The sequence below is a fragment of the Saccharothrix sp. NRRL B-16314 genome, from assembly GCF_000716595.1.
Taxonomy (GTDB): domain Bacteria; phylum Actinomycetota; class Actinomycetes; order Mycobacteriales; family Pseudonocardiaceae; genus Actinosynnema.
The window spans coordinates 12438-33891 of record NZ_JNXC01000029.1 but is presented as its reverse complement, the minus strand read 5'-3'; the positions used below and the strand labels follow the sequence as shown (position 1 = coordinate 33891).

Here is a 21454-nt window from a genome sequence, read left to right as displayed (position 1 = left end):
GGTCGTTCAGGGCCTGCCGTCGTGGAAGGTGCGGCGCAAATCGTTCACCCAGGCGTCGGGGTTCTCCCAGGGGATGAAGTGGCCGCCGTGGTCGTGCGCGGTGACGTTGACGTGGTTGAAGTAGGCGGCCTGCGGGCCGGTCTTGAACGCCCGGACGCGCTCGTCGGCGGTGTGGATGCCGGGCGGGTTCTCGTACGTGACGAAGGTGAGGCCGACCGGGGCCTGCACGACCGGGGTGAGGTCGTGGGCGGGTGCCCAGGGGTAGCGGTTGGCGTTGGCGTAGTAGCGCATGGAGGTGGCGATGGAGTTGTTCACCCAGTAGATCGTGGCGTGGGTGAGCAGGTCGTCCTTGGTGAAGACGGACTCGACGTCGCCGCCGTTGTCGCTCCAGGCGTTCCAGCGCTCCAGCAGCCAGGCGAGCAGTCCGGCGGGTGAATCGCTCAGACCGTGGGCCAGGGTCGCGCCGTCGAGCGTGTGCACGGCGAGGTGGGCGGCCCAGCGGTGGTCCAGCTCGACGATGCGGGCGCGGACGTCGGCGGGCTGGTCGTCGGTGAGGGGCCGGTTCCGGGCGAAGTCCCAGGCTCGGGGCCCGTTGAAGAAGTCGAGCGGCAGCCCGGAGCCGATGTGGATGCCGTACAGCTGGTCGGCGTACTTGTGGCCGAGCTGGCTGGAGACGATCCCGCCGATGTCGCAGCCACCGGCGGCGTACTTCCCGTAGCCCAGGGTCTCGGTCATCAGGGTGTGCCAGAGGTCGGCGACCTTCCAGAAGTTGACGTCCGGGAAGCCGGTGAGCGGTCCGGGGAAACCGAAGCCGGGCAGGGACGGCACGATGACATCGAACGCGTCGGCGGGGTCACCGCCGGACGCGGCAGGGTCGGCGAGCGGGTCGATCACCTTCGACCAGTGCCAGAAAGTCCACGGCCAGCCGTGGGTGAGGATCAGCGGGATCGGGCGGGGACCGCGGCCGGGTTTGCGCATGAAGTGCACCGGGACACCCGCGACGTCCACCTGGTAGTGCTCGTGGGCGTTCATGGCGGCCTCGGCCTTGCGCCAGTCGTAGCCGTCCCGCCAGTAGGCGACCAGTTCGCCGAGGTAGCCGGCCGGGACGCCGTAGGACCAGTCCCCACCGCCCTCGTCCACCGGTGGGCGGGTCAGTGCGAGACGGGCGCGCAGGTCGGCGATGACCTCGTCGGGCACGTGGATCGGGGTCGGCTCCAACGGGAAGGCGTGCGGGGTGGTCACCGGCGTGGTTCCTCACCAGGTAGGGGAAAGCGGTGTCGGCGAGCTCAACGGCTCCGACGATAGGACATCCCCTCATCCGCCCCGACGCGACCGCCGGCAGTCGTCAGGCTCCGGGGCGACGCGGTGGCGTGGTGTCGTGGTGGTGTCGGGCGGACTGCGGGCGGTGGCGTCGGGCGGACGCCCGGCGGCGTCGTCAAGCGGACTGCCCCGCAGCGTCCTCACGCGGACTCCCGGCGGCGTCTTCGAGCGGACCGCCAGCGGTGTCGTCAGGCGGACTGCCCCGCAGCGTCTTCGGGCGGACTCCCAGTGGCATCGTCGGGCAGACCGCCGGCGGCATCGTCAAGCGGACTGCCCCGCAGCGTCCTCACGCGAACTCCCGGTGGCATCGTCGGGCAGACCGCCGGCGGCGTTGTCAAGCGGACTGCCCCGCAGCGTCTTCGGGCGGACTCCCGGCGGTGTCGGCGAGCGGATTCCCGGCCCTGTCGTCAAGCGGACTGCCGGCGGTGTCGTCGTCCGAGGGCGTGCCCTCGTCTCGTGCGGCGGCGATGGCGGTGACGATGGAGTGGTAGCCGGTGCAGCGGCAGAGGTTGCCGGCGATTGCCGTGCGGATCTCGGCCTCTGTGGGCGCGGGGTTGTCGCGCAGCAGTTCCGTCGCCACCGCGAGCATCCCCGGCGTGCAGAAGCCGCACTGCAGGGCGTGGTGGCGACGGAACGACTCCTGGAGGGGGTTCAGGGACGTGGTCGCCAGGCCCTCGACCGTGGTGACGTCCGAACCCTCCGCCTGTGCCGCCAGGACGCAGCAGGACCGGGCCGTCGCGCCGTCCAGCAGGACCGTGCACGAGCCGCACGCGCCATGCTCGCAGCCGACGTGCACGCCGGTGAGCCCGAGGTCGTGGCGCAGGAAGTCGGCGAGCGTGCGGCGCGGTTCGCAGTCGGCCGAGCGGGTGTGGCCGTTGACGGTGACGGTGATCTTCACGCGGGCACCGCCTGTCGCAGTGCCCGGCGGGTGAGCACGGCCGTCATGTCGCGGCGGTACGCGGCCGGTGCGTGCACGTCGTCGATCGGGTCGGTCGCGTCCGCCGCCGCTTCGGCCGCCGCCGCCAGCACGTCGGGCCCGAAGACTTCGCCTCGCAGGACGTGTTCCGCCGCATGGGCCCGGAGCGGGACGGGTGCCGCGCCGGCCACGGCGATGCGGACGTCGGTGACGACGCGGCCGGTGAGCACGACCGAGGTGAAGACCGCCGTGATCGCCAGGTCGTGGGGACGGCGGCTCAGCTCGGCGATGCCGCAGCGGGCCGTCGCCGGCGGCAGCGGGACGCGGATGCCGGTGAGGAGTTCGTCGGCGGCGAGCGCGGTGCGGTGCGGGCCGCGGAAGAAGTCGCGGGCGTCGACCTCCCTCGTGCCACCTCGCCCTCTGACCGAGAAGACCGCGTCCAGGGCCAGCAGGACCGCCGGCAGTTCCGCCGCCGGGTCGGCGTGCGCGACGCTGCCGCCGACCGTGCCGCGGTTGCGCACGGACACGTGACCGACGTGCGTCAGGGCTTCGGCCAGCAGCGGCACGGCCCGCCGCACGACCGGTGACGTCTCGGCGGCGCGCAGCCTGGTCATCGCCCCGAGCACCAGCGTCGAGCCGACCTGCTCGACGCCGGCCAGCGGCAGCCGGGACACGTCGACCACGACCGCCGGCCGCCGCGCCCGCGCGTTCAGCAGCGGGATCAGGCTCTGGCCGCCCGCCAGCGCGACGGCGCCGTCCCGCAGCGCGTCCACCGCCATCTCCACGGACGACGCCCGGACGTAGTCGAACGGCGCGGCCTTCACCGGTCGCTCCCGGCGCGGATCGCGGCCAGCAGGTCCGGCGGTGTGATCGGCAGCGACGTGATCCGCACGCCGAACTCCGCCAGCGCGTCCTCCACCGCGTGCGCTATCGCCGCCCCGCCGCCGATCACCCCGGCCTCCCCCGCTCCCTTGAAACCGCCCGGGATGTGGTCGGCGGGAGTCTCCATGTGGTCGACGCCGAACGGCGGCACCACGGTGGCCGTCGGCAGCAGGTACTCGGCGAACGACAGGGTCAGCGCCTCCCCCGCCGCGCCGTAGGCCAGCCGCTCGTACAGCGCGCCGCCGATGGCCTGCGCCGCGCCGCCCTGGAGCTGGCCGTCCACGATCATCGGGTTGATGACCGTGCCGCAGTCGTGCGCGATGAGGTAGCCGAGGAGGTCGACGACGCCGGTCTCCACGTCGACCGAGGCGAGCACGGCCGTGCAGCCGAACGCCGTGGCCACGTTGACCGGGTCGTACACCTCGCGCTCGTGCAGCGTCGGCGCCTCGTCCTCGGGCAGCACGCCGTGGGGCCGCCGGTAGGCCGCGTCGCCGATGTCGGCGAAGGTCACGCTCCGCCCCGGCACGCCCTTCACCGACACCACGCCTTCGTCGATCACCAGGTCGTCCGGTGCGGCTTCGAAGACGTGCGCGGCGATGCGCAGCACCTTGGCCCGCAGGCGGGTGGCGGCGTTGAGCACGGCCGCGCCGCCGACCGCCGCCGCACGGCTGGCCGCCGTGCCGTACCCGGTGTACGGGGCGGAGTCGGTGTCGCCGGAGATGACCGTGACGTGGTCCAGCGGCACGTCGAGGACGTGCGCCGCGACCTGCGCCAACGCCGTGTGGATGCCCTGGCCCATCGACGTCTGTCCGGTGTGGACGCTCACGTGCCCGGTGGAGTCGATGCGCACCGCGGCCTCGTCGAACCCGGAGTGGTCCAAGCCCGACATGTTGACGATCCGGGACGGCGCGAACGCGGACACCTCGTTGTGGAACGCGTAGCCGATGCCGACGTGCGCGCCGCCGGCCCGCGCACCGGCAACGCGGTCCGCCCACCCGGCGCGGCGCACTGCGTCGCGGCACAGGTCCAGGCACTCGGCGTACCGACCGCTGTCGTAGACGAACACCGGGCTCTGGTGGGGGAAGTCGGTCACGAAGTTGCGCCGCCGCACGTCGTGCGGGTCGACGCCCAGGTGGCGCGCGAGGGCTTCCACCATGTGCTCGTGCACGAAGTTCGCCTTGGGCAGCCCGTACCCCCGGTACGAGCCGTAGGGCGGCTTGTTGGTGACGACACCGACGACGTTCACCTCGACCGCCGGGATGGCGTACGGCCCCGCCATGACGGCGGCCGTCGTCCAGCACGGGCTGAGGCCCACGGTGCTGAAGTTGGCGCCGAGCACGCCGTGCACGGTGCCGCGCAGGCCGGTGATGGTGCCGTCGGCGCGGGCCGCCACCTCGACGTCGATGCGCTGCTCCCGCGCGTGCACGGTGGCGACGAAGCTCTCCCGCCGGTCCTCCACGTACTTCACCGGCCGCCCGGACGCGCGGGACAGGACGGCGGCCACCACCTGGTCGCCGTAGAACCCGGCCTTGCTGCCGAAACCGCCGCCGATGTCGGGCACGCGCACCCGCACCTTGTCCACCGCCAGGCCCAGGACCTCGGCGAACAGCTCGCGGGCGAGGTGCGGCCCCTGGGTGTTGAGCCACACGTCCAGGTGCGAGGTGAACGGGTCCCACGTCGCGACGACGCCCCGCGTCTCCAGCGGCGCGCCCAGCTGCCGGGCGAAGCGGAACGTCTCGCGCAGCACCACGTCGGCCTGTGCGAAGGCCTCTTCCACGTCGCCCTTCGCCACCACGGTGCGGCCCGCGACGTTGTCCGGCCAGTCCTCGTGCAGCCGGGGCGCGTCCGGCGCGAGCGCCTGCTCCACCGTGGTGACGGCGGGCAGCGGCGCGTACTCGACGTCGATCAGCTCCAGCGCGTCCTCGGCCGTGGCGCGGTCGACCGCGGCGACGGCCGCCACACCGTGCCCGGTGTAGAGCACCTTGTCGACGGCGAGCGGGTACGCGACCGTTTCCCGTCCGGCGGGCGAGATCCGCCAGATCAGCGGCTGCGGCCGGTGGACCAGTGCCCGCACGTCCGCGCCCGTGACGACGGCGAGCACGCCGGGGTGCGCGACCGCCGCCGCCGTGTCGATGCGCACGATCCGGGCGTGCGGGTGCGGGCTGCGCAGGATCGCCGCCTCCAGCAGGCCGGGCGGCCGGACGTCGTCGATGAACACGGCCCGCCCGGTGAGCAGCCGGACGTCCTCCGCACGGCTCACGCGTGCGCCGATCAGCCCACCGCCCACGGTCACCCCCGGTCGTCTTCTCCACCTTGGCACCGCCCGCCGCGGCGGGGGAAGCACGCGGTCGGTTACACCCGGGTGATTCACCCGCCCGGATTCCGTTCGGTGCCGTCGTGGTCGAGGGTGACGTCCACACCGGACTCGTCCTGCTCGATCCCGGTGGGCCGGGTGGCGTAGCGGATCTCGACATCGCCGGGTAGCGCGCCGAACGCGGCGCGCTCGACGTCGCCGCGCAGCATCATCCGCTGCTCTCCGGGGAGGTCCGCGAACCCCAGGCCGGGCCGGCGGCCACCGTCCCGGGTGACGATGTGGGTGCTGCCGTCGCGCACGGCCCGGTCGGGGATGGCGTGGTCGAAGCCGAGTCGTCGCGCGGCGGCCTGTCCGGCGCCGAAGAGGGCGACGGAATAGCCGTCCGATCGGCGGTCCGGTGCGCGTTCCACGATCACCGGCTCCCAATCTGGCGCAGGCGGATCGCGGTGGCGAGACCGCTGATGCCGAAGCCGACGACGAGGCAGCGCTTGCGGCTGTGGGTGGGCATGGCTCCCCTTCGCGATGGGTCCTGCCGGAGACGGCGCGTCACGGGACGTAGACGATGCGGTCGTCCGTCTCCGCGTCCCACGTCTCGGCGACCCGGGCGAGGGGGACGGGACGTGCCCGCACCTCGATCCCGCCGGTGTGCACCGCAGCGACGAGTTCCGGCAGCTCCGCGAGGAAGTCGCGGCCCGAGAGCGAGCCGAAACCGCTGCCGCAGAGCTGCAGGCGGGCCGCGCGCAGCAGCGCGGCGGGGACGGGAGTGGTTTCGCCGGCGACGGACCCGACCTGGATCCAGTCCAGCGGCGCGCGGCGGTCGCGGCGCGCGGTGATCATCGCGGTCATCGCGCGGGCGGACGGCTCACCCCACACGTAGTCGATGACGACGTCGACGTCGGCGGCGCGGTCGGCCTGGTCGAACGTCACCGCCTCGTCCGCGCCCAGCTCGTGCAGCGGGGCGAGCCGGGTGGCGTGGCGCCCGGCGGCGATCACGTGCGCGGCGCCGAACCGCTTGGCGATCTGCACCGCCATGCGTCCGGCGCTCCCGGTGGCGCCGAGGACGAGCACGCGCAGTCCTGCCTGGAACGCGATGCGGCGGCGCAGGGCGACCCAGGACGACATGGCGGGGTTCATCGCGGCGGCGATGCGCACCGGGTCGGCGTCATCGGGCAGCACCACGCTACGACGGGGGTCGATCACCGCCCGCTCGGCGAACGTGCCCGGGGTGCCGTCCATCAGGACCGCGTACCGGAGCTTCCCGTGCTGGTCGCGCACGACGCCGTCGACGCCCGGGACGAGCGGGAGCGTGCCGGCGCCGCTGTAGTGCCTGCCGCTCGCCCGGCCCTTCACCAGTCGGTGCAGTCCGGCCGCGAGGACTTCCACCACCAGCTCGTCCTCGCCGGCGGCGACGGGGGTGGCGTACTCGCCGTACTGGGGCGGGGCGTCGAAGCTGGTGACCACGGCGGCGTGCATGGCGACTCCTCACACTTGATTTGCATTACCAACTACCTCCAGATTGATTGGTATTACAAACCATGTCAAGTAGGATCCCGACATGAACCCTGACGACGCGCTCGGCGACGCCCTTGTCCGGACGTCCTTCCGGGTGATGGCCGTGCTCACCCGGATCGCCGCCGAGCACGACCTGTCCCTCACCCAGCTGCGGGTGCTCGGCATCCTGCGCGACCGCCGGCCGCGGATGACCGACCTGGCCGCGTTCCTGGGGCTGGACAAGTCGACGATGTCCGGTCTCGTCGAACGGGCCGAGCGCCGGGGTCTCGTGGCACGGGACAAGTCGCCGCAGGACCGCCGGGCGGTCGACGTGTTCATCACCCCGGCGGGCAGCGAACTCGCGGAACGGTTGCAGGAAGAAGTCCGCGCGGCCCTCAAGCCCTTCATGGACCGCCTGGAGCCCGACGAACACCGTCAGCTCGCGCAGCTGCTCGACACCCTGTCGGGTTCGTCCACAACGGACGCCACGAGCACGGGGCCGACGAACGCGCCGGCACCGCCATCGCCCCTCACGACTTAGGCGAGGACCTTCGTGATCACGAAAGGCGCGGTATTCACCGAGTCGACCACCGCCGGTCGCGCACCCACCGCACGCCGGATCACCAGTGCCGGGACTGGGCGAGCACGTGGGTCCGCACGGCGTCCAGCGTGTGGTCGGCGGTGGCCCTGGTGGCCAGGTACAGGGTGTTCAGGGGCGCGATCTCCGGGTGGTAGAGGACCTCGACCTCCCCGGCGTCCACCTCCTTCGCGCACAGGTACGTCGGCAGCACCGAGATGCCCGCCCCGGTGCGGACGGCGGCCAGGACCGCCCGCAGGTCCGGCACGGTCACCTGCGGCACGACGGTCGGCTTGTAGCCGAACACCGTCTGCCAGTAGCGGCGGATGATCGGGAGGTTGTCGGCGTACGAGATCAGCGGTACGGCTTCCAGCGCCGCCGCGCCGCCCCTGCCGATCGCGTCGGCCGGGATCTTCGCCGCCCACTCCGCCGAGCCCACCAGGGCGAAGCACTCGTCCATCAGCGGGGTGGTGACGATGCCGGGCGTGCGGTCCAGCCGGGTCGAGACCACCATGTCGTACCGGCCCTCGGTGAGGCCGCTCACCAGGTCGTCGGTCAGGCCGAACGTCAGCCGCAACCGCAGCCCGCCCGTGACGAGGTCCGACAGCGCGGGCAGCACCCGGCACGACATCACCTCGGACGGGCCCGCCAGGTGCACCGTGCGGTCGGTCAGCTCCTCGGGCCGCACCCGCCGGGACACCGCCACCTCCAGCGCGTCGAGCGCGTCGGCCGTGTCGCGGACCAGCTCGTGCGCCGCGTCGGTGGGCACGGCGCCCTTGGCGGTCCGGGTGAACAGCGGCTGCCTCAGCACTCCCTCCAGCGCTCGGATCTGCCCGGTCACGGCGGGCTGCGAGATCCCCAGGAGCCGGGCCGCCTTCGTGAGCGAGCCACAGCGGTACACGGCCAGGCACGTAGCCAACAACGAGTAGTCCATCTGCCCCCCAGATGTGGACCTCGGCGTTCACATGAAAAGTCTGCCGCAATTCGAAAACGTTACGCCGGCGGGCGCAGCGGCCGGCTGATCATTGCCAGAGCCTGCTCTGCATCAACAGGTGTGCGCGCACCGCGGCGATCGCGGGCGTCAGTTCGCTCCCCGCGCGGGTCGCCAGGTACAGCGTGTTGATCGGCGGGATCTCCGGTTCCAGCAGCGGGACCAGCGCACCGGACGCGAACTCGCCCGCGCACAGGTACCGGGGCAGCACGGTGATCCCGGCGCCCGCCACCACCGCGGCCAGCACCCCGCGCAGGTCCGGCACCACCACGGCGGCCGACGCGGCGGCCGGGCGGTGCCCGAACACGCTGCGCCAGTACCGCCGGACGATCGGCAACTCCTCGGCGTAGGCGATCAGCGGCACGTCCCGCAGCGCCGCGGCGCCCTCGGCCGCCACCCGCCCGGCGCCGATCCGGCGCGCCCACTCCGGGCTCGCGACCAGCACGAACTCCTCGTCGGTGAGCGGCACGGCGGTGGTCGCCCTGGTCCGTGGCCGCACGGTGGACAGCACCAGGTCGAACCGCCCGGTCGGCAGCCCGGCCAGCAGGTCGTCCGCCAGACCGGTGCTCACCCGCAGCCGCAGCCCCTGCTCGACCAGCGGCGCGAGCGACGGCAGCACCTTCACCGTGGTCAGCTCGACCGGGCCCGCCAGGTGCACCGGCCGGGCGAACAGGCCCCGGTCCGGCCGCGACCGGCCGACGGCGACCAGCGCGTCGATGTGCGTGCCGACCCGCGCGGCCAGCTCGTCGGCGACCGCCGTCGGCGCCACGCCGCGCGGCAGCCGCTCGAACAGCTGCTGGTCCAGCTCGCGCTCCAACGCCCGCAGGTGCGCGGTCACGGTCGACTGGGACAGGCCGAGCGACCGCGCCGCAGCCGTGAGCGTGCCCGCCCGGTAGACCTCCAGGAACGTCCTCATCAGGTCCAGTTCCACCCTCGACTCCCCACCCCTGCACCACCTGAACCATCGGAAAAGCGATGGCATCGTGCCGTCTGACGCATTGGATTCCGATAGGTCGCCGAGCCTACGCTCGACCCTGCGCAGAGGTGACCGCTTCACCGCGCGACCGGGGAGCAACAACCCAAGGGGGAACAGGATGTCCGAGCAGAAGAAGATCCTCATCGCCTTGACCAGCCACGAGCGGTTGGGCGACACAGGCCGCACCACCGGGTTCTACCTGCCCGAGGCGGCCCACCCGTGGCGGGTGTTCACCGAGGCGGGCTACGAGGTGGACCTGGTGTCGGTGCGCGGCGGCAACCCGCCGCGCGACGGGGTCGACCCGTCCGACGCGGTGCAGACGAGGTTCCTGGCGGACGAGGTGGTCGCGGGCAAGCTCGCGGCCACGCCGACCCCGGCCGAGGTCGACCCGGGGCAGTACGCGGCCATCCTCTTCGCGGGCGGCCACGGCACCATGTGGGACTTCCCCGACGACTCGGCGTTGGCGGGGGTGGCGAGGGACATCTACGAGGCGGGAGGGGTCGTCTCGGCGGTGTGCCACGGTCCGGCGGGCCTGGTCAACGTCACCCTCTCCGACGGCACCCCGCTGGTGGCGGGCAAGCGGGTCGCGGCGTTCACCAACGCCGAGGAGCAGGCGGTCGGCCTCGACAAGGTGGTGCCGTTCCTGTTGCAGAGCCGCTTGGAGGAACGGGGCGCGGTGCACGTGCCGGCCGACAACTTCGCGGCCAACGTGGTCGTCGACGACCGCCTGGTCACCGGCCAGAACCCGGCGTCGGCGACCGGTGTCGCCGAAGCGGTCGTGCGCGAATTGGCGTCGACCACCGTCGGCTGACGGCTCCGGTGGTGATCCACCGGAGCCGGCGTGGCACGACATTTCGGGAAACGGACGCTTATGGCCGGCATTCGAATTCTTATTTGATACCCCTTTCGCCGCGTGTTTGACTTTTCCCATCAGTTTTCGGGGGAAAAGTGGGGGGATCATGGAAGAAATGGCCGAGCTGGCGCCACCGGCGCCGGCCGAGGTCGACACCGGATTTCGAGTGGTCCGGTTCGACGCGGGCGACGCCGACGTCAAGGCGCTCACCCGGCTCGTGCGCGGGGGAGCGCGCACGGCCAACGAGCAGTTCGACGTCGACGCGCACCTCGACGAGGTGGTGCCCAAGCCGTGGGGGTACGAGTACCGGGCCTACGTCGACGAGTTCTTCGACTTCTGGGCCCTGCACATCAGCCCGCCGCACAGCACCTCGGTGCACGTGCACCCGCGCAAGCTGACGTACCTGATCTGCCTGGGCGGCAGGGGTGTCACGACCGGCCTGGACCGCACCGAGGTGCCGGTGCGGGCGGGGACGGTGCTGCGCATCGCGCCGGGCGCGTTCCACGGCACCCGCAACACCGGCGACGAACCGCTGGAGCTGATCGAGGTCGAGGTGCCGCGCAACAAGTTCGACCTGATCAGGCTCGCCGACGACTACAGCCGCACCGGTCAGGGCTACGAGACCGAGTCGCGGCAGGCCGACCGGCACCCGATGCGCCGCATCCCGTCCTTCCCGAACGCCCGGATGCGCGACCGCGCGCCGGACGGCCGGTTCCGGTTCGAACTGCGCACCGGGATGGACCTGTTCTACCGCAGGCGGCCCGAGGACCTGTTCCACGTGCCGCTGTGCATGGCCGGCGTCGTGCGCTCCGACGTCACGATCCTGACCGGCCACCCGGACGACCGCAGGCGTCCGGAGACCGACCTGCACTACCTGTCGGTCAGCCGCGCCGCCTAGCGGATCGCCCGACGACCGATGCACGTCACCACAGGGGGGAACTTCAACCATGAGCCGCAGCGCGGTCATCATCACCGGTCCCGGTTTCCAGGACCACGACGTCGTCTTCACCTACTACCGGCTCCGCGAAGAGGGCTGGCACGTCGACGTCGCCACCAAGAACGCCGACGAGGTCACCGGCAAGTACGGCGTGCCGCTGCCGATGGACAAGACGGCCCGGCCGCTGATCTCGTTCGACGACCTCGCGGTCGACGCCTACGACGTGGTCCTGCTCACCGGCGGGCACGAGGCGCCGGACCGGGTGCGCCAGGACCGCCGGGTGCTCGACTTCGTCGCCGGCATGGCCGAGGCGGGCAAGGTCGTCGCGGGCCTGTGCCACGGACCGTGGATCATGATCAGCGCCGGTGTCCTGCGCGGACGGCGGGCGTGCGCCTACATCGGGTTGCGCGACGACGTGGTCAACGCGGGCGCCGACGTGGTCGACAGCGACGTCATCGTGGACGGCAACATCATCACCTGCTCGTACTACGGGTACATGGGCGCTTTCATGCGCGCGGTGTTCGAGACGACCGAGAAGCTGAGCGCCGCGTGACGGGCACGGTGCTGGCGCTCGACTTCGACGGCGTGGTGTGCGACGCGCTCGCCGAGTGCGCGTTGATCACCTGGTTCGGTGTGCACCGGCACGATCGCGGCACGCCGGGCATCAAGCACCTGGAGGCGATGCAGGTCGAGTTCGTGGCGCGGTTCCGCAAGGTCCGCGACTACGCCCGGCTGCTCGACCACTTCGTCGTCGCCCACCACCCGGAGGTCGACGCCGTGGTGACGCAGGACGAGTTCGACGCGCTGTTCGCCTCGCTCGACCCCGCCGAAGTGGCGGCGTTCACCGAGGCGGCCGGTGCGGCGCGGTCGTGGCTGCGCGAGCGCGAACCGGAGTTCTGGCTGGACCTGCACACCCTCTACCCCGGGCTGCCCGAGGCACTGCGGCGGCACGCGGGTTCGGTGGCGATCATCACCGCCAAGGACGACGCGTCGGTGCGGGCGATCCTCGACCGGCACGCGCTCGGCTCCACCGTCGCCGAGGTGTACGGGGAGTGCGGGGCCAAGGCGGACGCGGTGCGCGACCTCGCGGCACGCCGCGGCGTCGCCCCGTCGTCGGTGATCTTCGTGGACGACAACCTGGCCAACGTGCGACGGGTCGCCGAGACCGGCGCCCGCGCGCTGTGGGCGCAGTGGGGCTACCAGATCCCGGAACACCGGGACGAGGCTGCCCGCCACGAGGTCGAGCCGTTGGAGCTTTCCGCCCTCGCGGGGATCTGACCCCGCTCACCCGGGTGCCGTGCGGGCGCACGAGAGCCCGCACGGCACCGCCTTCCGATCGTGAGGAGCAACCATGACGACCAGCAGCGCCAGGGTGGCGCCGGTCGACGGGCTCACCGGCGTGCAGGTGGTGCTGCTGGTCGCCCTGGCCCTGTTCGTGCCCGCGCAGCTGTACCTCGCCATCCCGCTGAGCGCGACGTTCGGGGAGGCGTTCGGGGTGGGTGGCGCCGCGGTGTGGGCGGGCAGCGCGTTCGCCATCGCCTACGCGGTGGGGTTCCTGGTCTTCGGTCCGCTGTCGGACCAGGTCGGTCGCCGCGCGGTGCTGGTCGTCGGCACGGTCGCCACCGCTGCGGCCACGGCGGCGGCGGGCGTGGCGACGGCGTGGGAGGTGTTCCTCGCCTGCCGGGCGCTCCAGGGGTTCGCCGCCGCGTCTTTCGCGCCGGTGGCCCTCGTCCTGGTGGCCGAGCGGATCAAGCCGGAGCGCCGGGCGGCGGCGATGACGGCGGTGACCGGAGGGCTGCTCGGTGCGGGCGTCGTGGGCCAGGCGGTGGGAGCCCTCGCGGTGGACGCGTGGCGGCTGCCGTTCTGGGTGGGCGCGGTCGGTTACGCGGTCACCGCGCTCGTCCTCGCCCGCCTGCTGCCGCCGGACCGCCCGGTCGCGCCGACGTCGTGGCGAGGTGCGCCGCGGACGATGGCCCGGCTGGCGACGACCTGGCCGACCGTCGCCGTTTTCGCGTCCGCGCCCACGGTGTTCGGCGGGTTCGTGGCCGTGTACGCGGTGCTGGGCCCGCACCTGGCCGCGACGACCGGGATCACGGCGTCCGGGCAGGTCGGCGTCCGGGCCGTCGGTGCGGTCGCGCTCGTCGTCGCGCCGGTGGTGTCGGGGTTGCTGTCCCGGCGCGGACCGCGGCACCTGCCGGTGGCCGGGTTCCTCACCGCCGCGGTGGGCATGCTGGTCGCGCTCGCGGGTGCGGACCGGCCCGGGGTCGCGGTGGCGGGCAGCGTGGTCGTCGTCGCGGGGATGGGACTGGCGGTGCCGGGGCTCGTGGGGCTGCTGCACACCCTGGTGCCGGCCGCGGCGGGCACCGCGATCGCGGTCAACACGTGCTTGCTGTTCGCGGGAGCGGCGCTCGCCCAACCACTCGCCGCGTCGCTGGGCTACCGGCCCACCCTGATCGCCTACACCGTCGGGCTGGTGGCCGCGGCCGTGCTCGTCGGAACGTCCAACCGCACTCCAGGAGGCAATTCGTGAGTCCTCGCGCCCTGTTCGTCCTGACCGGCCACGGCGTCCTCGGTGACACCAGGACGCCCACCGGCTACCACCTCGGCGAGACGGTCGAGCCGTGGCGGGCGTTGCGCGCGGCCGGCGTGGCCGTCGACTTCGCGTCGCCGCGCGGCGGACCGCCGCCCATGATCGGCGCCGAGCCGGAGCACGCCGACTTCCTCGCCGACGCCGACGGCGGCGCCAAGGTCCGCACAGCCATCCCGGTCGCCGAGGCGGAGCCGACCCGCTACGCCGCCGTCTACTACGTCGGCGGCCACGGTGCCATGTGGGACTTCCCGGACGACCCGGCCATCCAGCACCTGACCCGCTCGGTGCACGAGCGGGGCGGGGTCGTCGCCGCCATCTGCCACGGCCAGGCCGCCCTGGTGAACACCACGCTCGCCGACGGCACCCACTTCGTGTACGGCAAGCGCCTGACCGCGTTCTCGCACGAGGCCGAACACACCCGCGGCCTGACCAACGTCGTCCCGTTCCCGCTCCAGCACACCTTGGAGGCGAGGGGCGCGGTGTACAGCCGAGCGGCCGACAAGGCACCGCACACGGTGGTCGACGGTCGCCTGATCACCGGCCAGAACCCAGCCTCCGCACCCACCCTCGCCCGCCTGCTCGCCGCCGCGATCACCGGGTGATCCCCGGTTCCACGCCTTCGCCCGGATGGCCCGGCCCGGTCGCCGGCGGGCGGGCCACCACCTCGATCGCCACCGTCCTCGCCGCCACCGTCCTCGCCGCCACCGTTCTCACCAGCCACCGTTCTCACCGGCACCTGTGAGGATCCCGCTACGCGAATCGGCGCGTCAGGGCATTCGTGCCGCCACGGCGGCGGCAAGGGGTTCCAAGCGGGCGCGCATGTCGGCGGGCGTCCAGGCCGCGGTGCCGTTGGAGAGCCCGCAGTCGATGCGGACCTGGTGGAAACCCCGCGTGAACTCCAGGACGAAGGCGGAGCGGCCGGTGCCGAACACCGCCCCGTCACCGATGCCCGGGATGTCCACCGTGCCCGCGATGTTCCGGCGATCCTTCGCCACCGCCGCCCGCGCCGCCGCGGCATCGGGGTGCTGGGTGACCGTGACCTTGGGCGACATCGCCCCGTTCAGGTAAGTGGTGCCCTCGGGAGCCGGCCGCTCGCGGTCGAGCGGGGCGGTGGTGCGCCTGCACGTCCCCGTGATCGAACCCGTCAACGTCGTGTTGTAGCTGCGGTCGACGTTGGTCGGGTCCACCGCGTAGTCCACCGCGTCCTGGAAGTCCGCACCGGTGAACACAGTGCAGACGTCGGTCACGACCCGCCGCCCGCCCTCGCTCAGCTCACCGAGGTCCGCTGCCGCACTGGGGCCAGTGGCCACACCCTTGACGACGCTGTCCACCAGCGCGGTGAGCGTGGACTCGGGGATGGGCGGCTTCTTGTTGCTCCACACGAGGTTCAGCCTGAAGCGGGTGTTCCGGACCCGGCCGAACACCTCGACGCCACCGTCCCCGTCCTGCACGGCGACGTTCTCCAGGCCCGGCAACGACCGGCCCCGCTCGGCGGGCTTCTCCTCCGCCACGCCGTCCTTGGCGTACTGCTCCAACTCCAACGACAGGGAGCGGAACACCGCCTTCTCGTGGTCGACCGTCCTGATGTCGCAGAGCGACCGCACCACGAAGGGCCACGTGGGCGGCGATGCCGGGTCGGCGGCGGGCAGCGGGTCGATGAACGACTCCTGCACCAGCAGGCCCTCGTCACCGATCGGGCCGATCCGGGCGGTCGCGCTCGACGGGTCGAGGAGGCCGCAAGCGTTGACGTACTGGTACTGGCCGATGCAGTAGGTGCCCGAGCACCCTGCCTCGTCGGCCACGTCACCGCCGGACCGTCCGCCCGACCGCTCCTCACCACCGCCGCTCAAGGTCAACCAGGCCGTGACCCCGGTGGCCGCCAGCACCACCACCACTGCCAGGACCACCCACACCGCCCTGCTCTTGCGCTGCGGAGGCACAGGCGGTGGCAACGCCGGTCCAGCCGGGTAGGCGGGCCAGGGTTGCGCTCCGCGACCCGGCTCCGGGACTTCCGGGCCACCCTGCGGCGGTGACGACATGTGCGGCACTAGATCCACATCCGATCCCGGTGAGAAGCGACTCGCAGTCCACCCGCACTCCACCCGTTCCACCGACGGCGGCCGTTCCACGAGCTCCGGCGTTTTCGACGGTCCGAGCCGGTCACGGGTTCCCGCACCGCCACAGCTCGGCAACGAGGCGGCAGTCGGCGAGGCCCACCGCTGCGTTGCGTGCTGATCGCGCTGTTCGCGGTGCCGAGGAAGTCCGGTCGCGGGCCGGCAGACCTGGACGACGCCGGTCGGCCGCTGATACCCCACGAGTCGGTGCGTTCGCGTAGCGGAGTAGCTACGCGGAGTGTTCGCGAGTGCGGTATGACGAAGGTAATTTTGATTTATTCCAGACAAGGTGGCTAGGGTCGTCGCGTGACACCCGACTTCGAGGCGCAGCTGCGAGCGGTCTCGCTGCGTGTGACCCGGCCCCGGTTGGCCGTGCTCGCCGCACTGCGCGACCACCCGCACGTCGACACCGAGACGGTGATCACGCTGGTCCGGGCTGACCAACCGACGGTGTCCCACCAAGCCGTCTACGACGTGCTGCGGGCACTGACCGACGCCGGCCTGGTTCGCCGCATCCAGCCGGCCGGCGCAACGGCCCGCTACGAGTCCCGGGTGGGCGACAACCACCACCACGTCGTGTGCCGTTCCTGCGGCGCGATCACGGATGTCGACTGCGCCGTCGGCCACAGCCCTTGCCTCACCGCCTCGGACGACGGCGGCTACGTCGTCGACGAGGCCGAGGTCGTCTTCTGGGGCACCTGCCCCGACTGCTCGACCCAGAACACCGCCAATGATCCGCCCGCTGGAAGGAAGTAAATTGAGCGACTTCGGGAAGACGCCCCCCTCAAGCGCACCGGGCGTGGACCAGAAGGCCGCGGTCGGCTGCCCGGTCGCGCACGACTCCGTGACCGCGCACGGCAGCGAGAGCGAGAACCCGGCGATCGACTCGCCGACCCCGAGGACGGGCGGCCGTCCGCGCACGAACCGGGATTGGTGGCCCAACCAGCTCGACCTCTCCGGGTTGAGCTCCCACTCGACGAAGAGCAACCCGCTGGGCGCGAACTTCAGCTACGCCGCCGAGTTCGCCAAGCTCGACGTCGACGCCGTCAAGCGCGACATCACCGAGGTGCTCACCACCTCGCAGGACTGGTGGCCCGCCGACTTCGGCCACTACGGCGGCCTGATGATCCGGATGAGCTGGCACGCCGCGGGCACCTACCGCATCCACGACGGCCGCGGTGGCGCGGGCGACGGCGGTCAGCGCTTCGCACCGCTCAACAGCTGGCCCGACAACGCCAACCTGGACAAGGCACGCCGACTGCTGTGGCCGGTCAAGCAGAAGTACGGCCAGAAGATCTCGTGGGCCGACCTGCTCGTGCTCGCCGGCAACGTCGCCCTCGAGTCGATGGGCTTCAAGACCTTCGGCTTCGGCTTCGGCCGCGAGGACGTCTGGGAGCCGGAGGAGATCTTCTGGGGCCCGGAGGACTCCTGGCTGGGTGACTCGCGCTACGTCGGCGAGTCGGAGATGGCGCCCGAGGTCGGCGCGGCCGAGATGGGCCTGATCTACGTCAACCCCGAGGGCCCCCGCGGCAACGCGGACCCGCTCTCGGCGGCGCACTTCATCCGGGAGACCTTCGGCCGGATGGCGATGAACGACGAGGAGACCGTGGCCCTCATCGCGGGCGGCCACACCTTCGGCAAGACCCACGGCGCCGGCGTCTCCGACGGCCACGTCGGTGCCGAGCCCGAGGGCGCGCCGCTGGAGGCGCAGGGCCTGGGCTGGCTGAGCACCTACGGCAGCGGCAAGGGCGGTGACACGATCACCAGCGGTCTCGAGGTGACGTGGACCGACAAGCCGACGCAGTGGAGCAACCGGTTCTTCGAGATCCTCTTCGGCTACGAGTGGGAGCTCACCACGAGCCCCGGTGGCGCCAAGCAGTGGGTCGCCAAGGACGCCGAGGCGATCATCCCGGACGCGCACGACCCGGCCGTGAAGCACAAGCCGACGATGCTGACGACGGACCTGTCGCTGCGCGTCGACCCGGCGTACGAGAAGATCTCGCGCCGCTTCCTGGAGCACCCCGACGAGTTCGCGCTGGCGTTCGCCAAGGCCTGGTACAAGCTGCTGCACCGCGACATGGGCCCGGTCAGCCGCTACCTCGGTCCGTGGGTGCCCGAGGCCCAGCTGTGGCAGGACCCGGTGCCGGCCGTCGACCACGACCTCGTGGGCGAGGCCGACATCGCCGCGCTCAAGGCGAAGGTCCTCGACTCCGGGCTCACCACCGCCCAGCTGGTCAGCACCGCGTGGGCGTCGGCCGCGAGCTTCCGCTCCACCGACAAGCGCGGCGGGGCGAACGGCGCCCGCATCCGCCTCGAGCCCCAGCGCAACTGGGAGGTCAACCAGCCGGAGCAGCTCGCGAAGGTGCTGGAGGTCCTGGAGGGCGTGCAGCGCGAGTTCAACGAGGCGGGCGGCGCGAAGATCTCGCTCGCCGACCTGATCGTGCTGGCCGGCTCGGCCGCGGTCGAGAAGGCGGCGCGCGACGCCGGCGTCGAGGTGACCGTGCCGTTCCGCGCGGGCCGCACCGACGCCGACCAGGAGCAGACCGACGTCGAGTCGTTCAAGGTCCTGGAGCCGCGCGCCGACGGGTTCCGCAACTACCTGCGTGCCGGTGAGAAGCTCCAGCCCGAGGTTCTGCTGGTCGAGCGCGCGTACATGCTCGACCTGACGGCGCCGGAGATGACCGTCCTCGTCGGCGGTCTGCGGTCCCTGGAGGCCAACCACGGCGGCAGCCGGCACGGTGTCCTCACCGACCGGCCCGGCGTGCTCACCAACGACTTCTTCGCCAACCTCCTCTCGCCGGGCACCCGGTGGACGGCGTCGGAGTCCGACGAGAACGTGTACGAGATCCGGGACGGGGCCACCGACGCCCTGAAGTGGACCGCCACCGCGGTCGACCTGGTGTTCGGCTCCAACTCACAGCTGCGCGCCCTCGCCGAGGTCTACGCCGGCGAAGACGCCCGCGAGAAGTTCGTGGCCGACTTCGTGGCGGCGTGGACCAAGGTCATGGAACTGGACCGGTTCGACCTCTCCTGATCCGGCTGCACCCAACGAGCCCGGCCGATCCACCAGTGATCGGCCGGGCTCGCGCGCGTGAACGTCACGGTTCGCGCCGTCCACCGTTCGGCGTCTGTCGTCCGCCGTCTGTCGTCCCGCCGTCCGCCGTCCGCCGTCAGAGGAGCGACGACAGCACGTGCTCCTCGGTGACCACCAGGCCCGTGGTGGCCATGGTCCGGGCCAGGTCGGGATCCCACGAGGCCTCTTCGGGCCGGCTGTTCAACGTCGGCAGGTCGACACTGCGGGCGATCAGCGTGGTGACAGCCTCGCGGTAGTCGTTCGCCGACATGCGCCACGCCGTGCCGCCGGTCCACGCGAGGATCTCGTTGGTCGCGCGGATGCCGTCCGGCGTGAAGTCGTTGTGGCAGCGGACTTCTTTGCCCTTGAGGTGGTGCTTGGCCTGTGCGGTGAGCCCGGTCGGGAGCACCATCAACGGGCCGGGCACGCCTGATTCGAGCAGGCGTGGGCTGCGGACGACGGTGATCTCCGGGGTTTCGAGGGTGTCGTTCAGCGTCAGGTAGCCCTGGGAGGTCAGCACCGGGTCGCTGTAGGCGTCGCTGAGGATTCCCGCCTGTTCCCAGGTCGTGCCCATGAGTTCGAGCGCCTTGCCCACGATGCGGGTGAGCGGCCGTCCGTCGTCGAGGTCGTTGCCGGCCAAGGCGAACCGGGTCGTCGTCGGCCCGAGCTTGCCGAGCACCCCGGCGGCCTGGTTGGCGAGCATCGGCAACGCGGGCTGCGGGATCTTGCCGTACCGGCGGACGTGCGCGATCCACGGCGCGGCCCACGGTTCGTGCAGCAGGTTGTGCTCGCGCAGTGCGAACTTCAGCACGGCGTCGGCGGTCGACGCTTCCTCGGTCGTGGACATGCCGATCGGCTTGCCGTGCAACGCTTCCAGGACCTCGGTCAGCGTGCTGCCGTGCGCGCGGACGTGTTCGTCCAGGCGTGCCAGGGAGATCTGCCGGCGGGCCGGGTGCGCGACCGGCTTGCGCAGCAGTTCGCTGAGCGCCGCGGCGGTCTTCTCGTCCTCGACGCGGATGCTGAACGCGGACCGACCGCCGCCTTCCAGGGTCTCGCGGGCCAGCCGCCACAACTCGGCGAGTTCAGGTTGGTCCAGGTGCACCGCCCAAGCCTAGTTTCGCGATTCGGACCACGCACAGGTCGACCCCGCGGTCCGGACGCGCCGCCCCCTGGAGGTGGCGCGGCAGCCGTCGTTCCCGGACGCCGCCCTCAGCGTCGTCACGGAGAGTTGACGAAATGACGTTCCGGGCGGGTCAGGTCACTCGATAGTGATGCGGTGAAGGGCTTGTAAGGCTCCTCGGATGCGCCGTAACTTGCCGGTACGAGACCCACCCCAGATGGCCGATCTTGATACACCTGAAAGGGCTAAGAGGTCAGTCTGCTGACGGTCCCCTCCCCCGCGGACCCGAAGGAGCGAACACATGCTGGACGAGATCACCGGTGCCGAGACCGCGCACGACCGCCTCGCCGAGGAGGACGTGGAGTTCTGCTCCATCGCAGGGCCGATCGACATCGGCACGGTGTCGGCGTTCCGGACCCGCATGGCGGCCCGACTCGACAGCGCCCCGCCGGCGCTCGTGATGGACCTGACCGGGGTGACGTTCGTCGGCGCCACCGGCGTCGCCGCGCTGATCGCCGCGAACGCACGGGCCGAGCAGCTGGGCACGTTCTTCGCCATCGTGGCCGACAGCCGCCGGGTGCTGCGACCGCTGCAGGTCACCGGGGTGGACCGCCGGCTGTCGGTCTACCCGACGTTGACCGAGGCGGCCTGCGCGGTCGAGCGCGGTGTGTCGCGGATTCCGGCGCAGCGGACCGCCGGCTGACCAGGCCCGCCCGAAGTCAGAGAGCTTTGGCGGAGCGGCCGAGCAGGACCGCCGAGACCAGGAAGAACAAGCCACCGAGGACGGCGTAGCCGGCCAGGTTGACCAGTGACGCGTCGGGCTGCGCGGCTTGCAGCACGAAGGACGTCCCGGCGACCGCGGAGATCGCCCCGCTGATGATCATCGGCGATTGGCCGCCCAGCGCGCGGCGGCTGACGCCGACGAAGAGCTGGACGAGGCCCGCTACGACCGCCCAAGCTCCCCACACGCGCAAGACCTCCGGGATACCGGACGTGGCAGCGACGGCGAGGCCGATGCCGGCGAGCCCACTGATCGCGATGTTCACGTACAGGCCCGACGCGGGCTTGGCGCCCGGCGACGAGCGCACGTCGACGAGCGCGGCGACGACGTCGAACAAGGGGTACAGCACGAGCAGCGTGACGCTGATCGGCCCGAGTTCGGACGCGGTCGTGAACAGCAGGCCGGCCCAGACGAGGGCGAAGCCGAAACGGGCGAAGTACAGGCGTCGTAGCGCGGGTGCGTTGGTGCTGGAAGCGGCGACGGTGCTGGTACCCACGGGAGCTCCTTCGGGTGCAGGTG

Annotated in this window: 21 protein-coding genes; 10 read left to right on the top strand and 11 right to left on the bottom strand. The window is 72.0% G+C overall.

All coding sequences use genetic code 11. The annotated features are described in order from the left end of the window. Positions 1–6: 6 nt before the first annotated feature. The 6 genes from OQ02_RS30935 to OQ02_RS30910 all read right to left on the bottom strand — a co-directional run bounded on the left by OQ02_RS30935 (position 7) and on the right by OQ02_RS30910 (position 6905). Complete coding sequence (locus tag OQ02_RS30935) at positions 7–1242, bottom strand: epoxide hydrolase family protein (protein ID WP_033442175.1); 1236 nt, start codon at positions 1240–1242, stop codon at positions 7–9. Between the two features lie 412 nt (positions 1243–1654). Further along, positions 1655–2218 carry a (2Fe-2S)-binding protein gene (locus OQ02_RS30930; protein ID WP_231500307.1) on the bottom strand — a complete coding sequence of 188 codons (564 nt, stop codon included), beginning with the start codon at positions 2216–2218 and terminating at the stop codon, positions 1655–1657. Further along, the gene (locus tag OQ02_RS30925; RefSeq protein ID WP_033442174.1) at positions 2215–3060 is read right to left on the bottom strand and encodes an FAD binding domain-containing protein; all 846 of its coding nucleotides are present in this window, start codon (positions 3058–3060) and stop codon (positions 2215–2217) included. Before OQ02_RS30925 ends, OQ02_RS30930 begins: the two co-directional genes overlap by 4 nt. Then, complete coding sequence (locus OQ02_RS30920) at positions 3057–5411, bottom strand: xanthine dehydrogenase family protein molybdopterin-binding subunit (protein WP_231500306.1); 2355 nt, start codon at positions 5409–5411, stop codon at positions 3057–3059. The genes OQ02_RS30925 and OQ02_RS30920 overlap by 4 nt, the downstream gene beginning before the upstream one ends. Before the next feature lie 74 nt (positions 5412–5485). After that, entirely contained in the window at positions 5486–5848 is a 363-nt protein-coding gene (locus OQ02_RS40335) for an FAD-dependent oxidoreductase (protein ID WP_033442173.1), read from the bottom strand. Between the two features lie 130 nt (positions 5849–5978). Then, positions 5979–6905: a quinone oxidoreductase family protein gene (locus OQ02_RS30910; RefSeq protein ID WP_033442172.1), complete on the bottom strand. Its 927-nt coding sequence runs from the start codon at positions 6903–6905 to the stop codon at positions 5979–5981. Between the two features lie 82 nt (positions 6906–6987). On the opposite strand from OQ02_RS30910, the gene OQ02_RS40330 reads away from it, so the two are divergent. After that, positions 6988–7464 (top strand): MarR family winged helix-turn-helix transcriptional regulator, encoded by a 477-nt coding sequence (locus tag OQ02_RS40330; RefSeq protein ID WP_156077416.1) that lies wholly within the window; start codon positions 6988–6990, stop codon positions 7462–7464. Between the two features lie 79 nt (positions 7465–7543). Here OQ02_RS40330 and OQ02_RS30900 read toward each other — a convergent pair whose 3' ends face one another. Next, positions 7544–8434 (bottom strand): LysR family transcriptional regulator, encoded by an 891-nt coding sequence (locus tag OQ02_RS30900; RefSeq protein WP_033442171.1) that lies wholly within the window; start codon positions 8432–8434, stop codon positions 7544–7546. Positions 8435–8522: 88 nt separating this feature from the next. Beyond that, positions 8523–9422 carry a LysR family transcriptional regulator gene (locus OQ02_RS30895; RefSeq protein WP_033442170.1) on the bottom strand — a complete coding sequence of 300 codons (900 nt, stop codon included), beginning with the start codon at positions 9420–9422 and terminating at the stop codon, positions 8523–8525. 163 nt (positions 9423–9585) lie between these two features. Here OQ02_RS30895 and OQ02_RS30890 point away from each other — a divergent pair, with 163 nt between their 5' ends. The 6 genes from OQ02_RS30890 (at position 9586) to OQ02_RS30865 (ending at position 14449) form a co-directional block, all read left to right on the top strand. Further along, complete coding sequence (locus OQ02_RS30890; RefSeq protein ID WP_033442169.1) at positions 9586–10278, top strand: type 1 glutamine amidotransferase domain-containing protein; 693 nt, start codon at positions 9586–9588, stop codon at positions 10276–10278. 157 nt (positions 10279–10435) lie between these two features. Further along, positions 10436–11218 carry a cupin domain-containing protein gene (locus OQ02_RS30885; RefSeq protein WP_081916058.1) on the top strand — a complete coding sequence of 261 codons (783 nt, stop codon included), beginning with the start codon at positions 10436–10438 and terminating at the stop codon, positions 11216–11218. Positions 11219–11267: 49 nt separating this feature from the next. Further along, complete coding sequence (locus tag OQ02_RS30880) at positions 11268–11810, top strand: DJ-1/PfpI family protein (protein WP_033442168.1); 543 nt, start codon at positions 11268–11270, stop codon at positions 11808–11810. Continuing rightward, positions 11807–12535, top strand: coding sequence for an HAD family hydrolase (locus OQ02_RS30875; protein WP_033442167.1), 729 nt, complete (start codon positions 11807–11809; stop codon positions 12533–12535). The genes OQ02_RS30880 and OQ02_RS30875 overlap by 4 nt, the downstream gene beginning before the upstream one ends. Before the next feature lie 73 nt (positions 12536–12608). Next, complete coding sequence (locus OQ02_RS30870; protein WP_033442166.1) at positions 12609–13787, top strand: MFS transporter; 1179 nt, start codon at positions 12609–12611, stop codon at positions 13785–13787. Further along, the gene (locus OQ02_RS30865; protein ID WP_033442165.1) at positions 13784–14449 is read left to right on the top strand and encodes a type 1 glutamine amidotransferase domain-containing protein; all 666 of its coding nucleotides are present in this window, start codon (positions 13784–13786) and stop codon (positions 14447–14449) included. Before OQ02_RS30870 ends, OQ02_RS30865 begins: the two co-directional genes overlap by 4 nt. A gap of 165 nt (positions 14450–14614) precedes the next feature. On the opposite strand, the gene OQ02_RS30860 is transcribed toward OQ02_RS30865, so the two are convergent. Continuing rightward, the gene (locus OQ02_RS30860; protein ID WP_156077415.1) at positions 14615–15754 is read right to left on the bottom strand and encodes a hypothetical protein; all 1140 of its coding nucleotides are present in this window, start codon (positions 15752–15754) and stop codon (positions 14615–14617) included. 513 nt (positions 15755–16267) lie between these two features. On the opposite strand from OQ02_RS30860, the gene OQ02_RS30855 reads away from it, so the two are divergent. Further along, on the top strand, positions 16268–16717 hold the full coding sequence (locus tag OQ02_RS30855; protein ID WP_033442163.1) for a Fur family transcriptional regulator: 450 nt from the start codon (positions 16268–16270) through the stop codon (positions 16715–16717). 1 nt (position 16718) lies between these two features. Beyond that, positions 16719–18995 (top strand): catalase/peroxidase HPI, encoded by a 2277-nt coding sequence (katG, locus tag OQ02_RS30850; protein ID WP_033442162.1) that lies wholly within the window; start codon positions 16719–16721, stop codon positions 18993–18995. 136 nt (positions 18996–19131) lie between these two features. Here the strand turns inward: katG and OQ02_RS30845 are convergent, their stop codons facing one another. Further along, positions 19132–20136: a DUF2399 domain-containing protein gene (locus tag OQ02_RS30845; protein WP_033442161.1), complete on the bottom strand. Its 1005-nt coding sequence runs from the start codon at positions 20134–20136 to the stop codon at positions 19132–19134. A 319-nt stretch (positions 20137–20455) separates the two neighbouring features. Between OQ02_RS30845 and OQ02_RS30840 the strand changes: the two genes are divergently transcribed. Then, on the top strand, positions 20456–20857 hold the full coding sequence (locus OQ02_RS30840; RefSeq protein ID WP_051772996.1) for an STAS domain-containing protein: 402 nt from the start codon (positions 20456–20458) through the stop codon (positions 20855–20857). Positions 20858–20873: 16 nt separating this feature from the next. On the opposite strand, the gene OQ02_RS30835 is transcribed toward OQ02_RS30840, so the two are convergent. After that, complete coding sequence (locus OQ02_RS30835; protein ID WP_033442160.1) at positions 20874–21431, bottom strand: hypothetical protein; 558 nt, start codon at positions 21429–21431, stop codon at positions 20874–20876. Positions 21432–21454 lie beyond the last annotated feature (23 nt).

What these genes read in the sequence shown, in the direction of transcription:
- OQ02_RS30840 (WP_051772996.1), top strand. Translation starts at nt 20,456, where the DNA reads ATGCTGGACGAGATCACCGGTGCCGAGACCGCGCACGACCGCCTCGCC.
- OQ02_RS30910 (WP_033442172.1), bottom strand. Translation starts at nt 6,905, where the DNA reads ATGCACGCCGCCGTGGTCACCAGCTTCGACGCCCCGCCCCAGTACGGC.
- OQ02_RS30890 (WP_033442169.1), top strand. Translation starts at nt 9,586, where the DNA reads ATGTCCGAGCAGAAGAAGATCCTCATCGCCTTGACCAGCCACGAGCGG.
- OQ02_RS40330 (WP_156077416.1), top strand. Translation starts at nt 6,988, where the DNA reads ATGAACCCTGACGACGCGCTCGGCGACGCCCTTGTCCGGACGTCCTTC.
- OQ02_RS30880 (WP_033442168.1), top strand. Translation starts at nt 11,268, where the DNA reads ATGAGCCGCAGCGCGGTCATCATCACCGGTCCCGGTTTCCAGGACCAC.
- OQ02_RS30870 (WP_033442166.1), top strand. Translation starts at nt 12,609, where the DNA reads ATGACGACCAGCAGCGCCAGGGTGGCGCCGGTCGACGGGCTCACCGGC.
- OQ02_RS30885 (WP_081916058.1), top strand. Translation starts at nt 10,436, where the DNA reads ATGGCCGAGCTGGCGCCACCGGCGCCGGCCGAGGTCGACACCGGATTT.
- OQ02_RS30900 (WP_033442171.1), bottom strand. Translation starts at nt 8,434, where the DNA reads ATGGACTACTCGTTGTTGGCTACGTGCCTGGCCGTGTACCGCTGTGGC.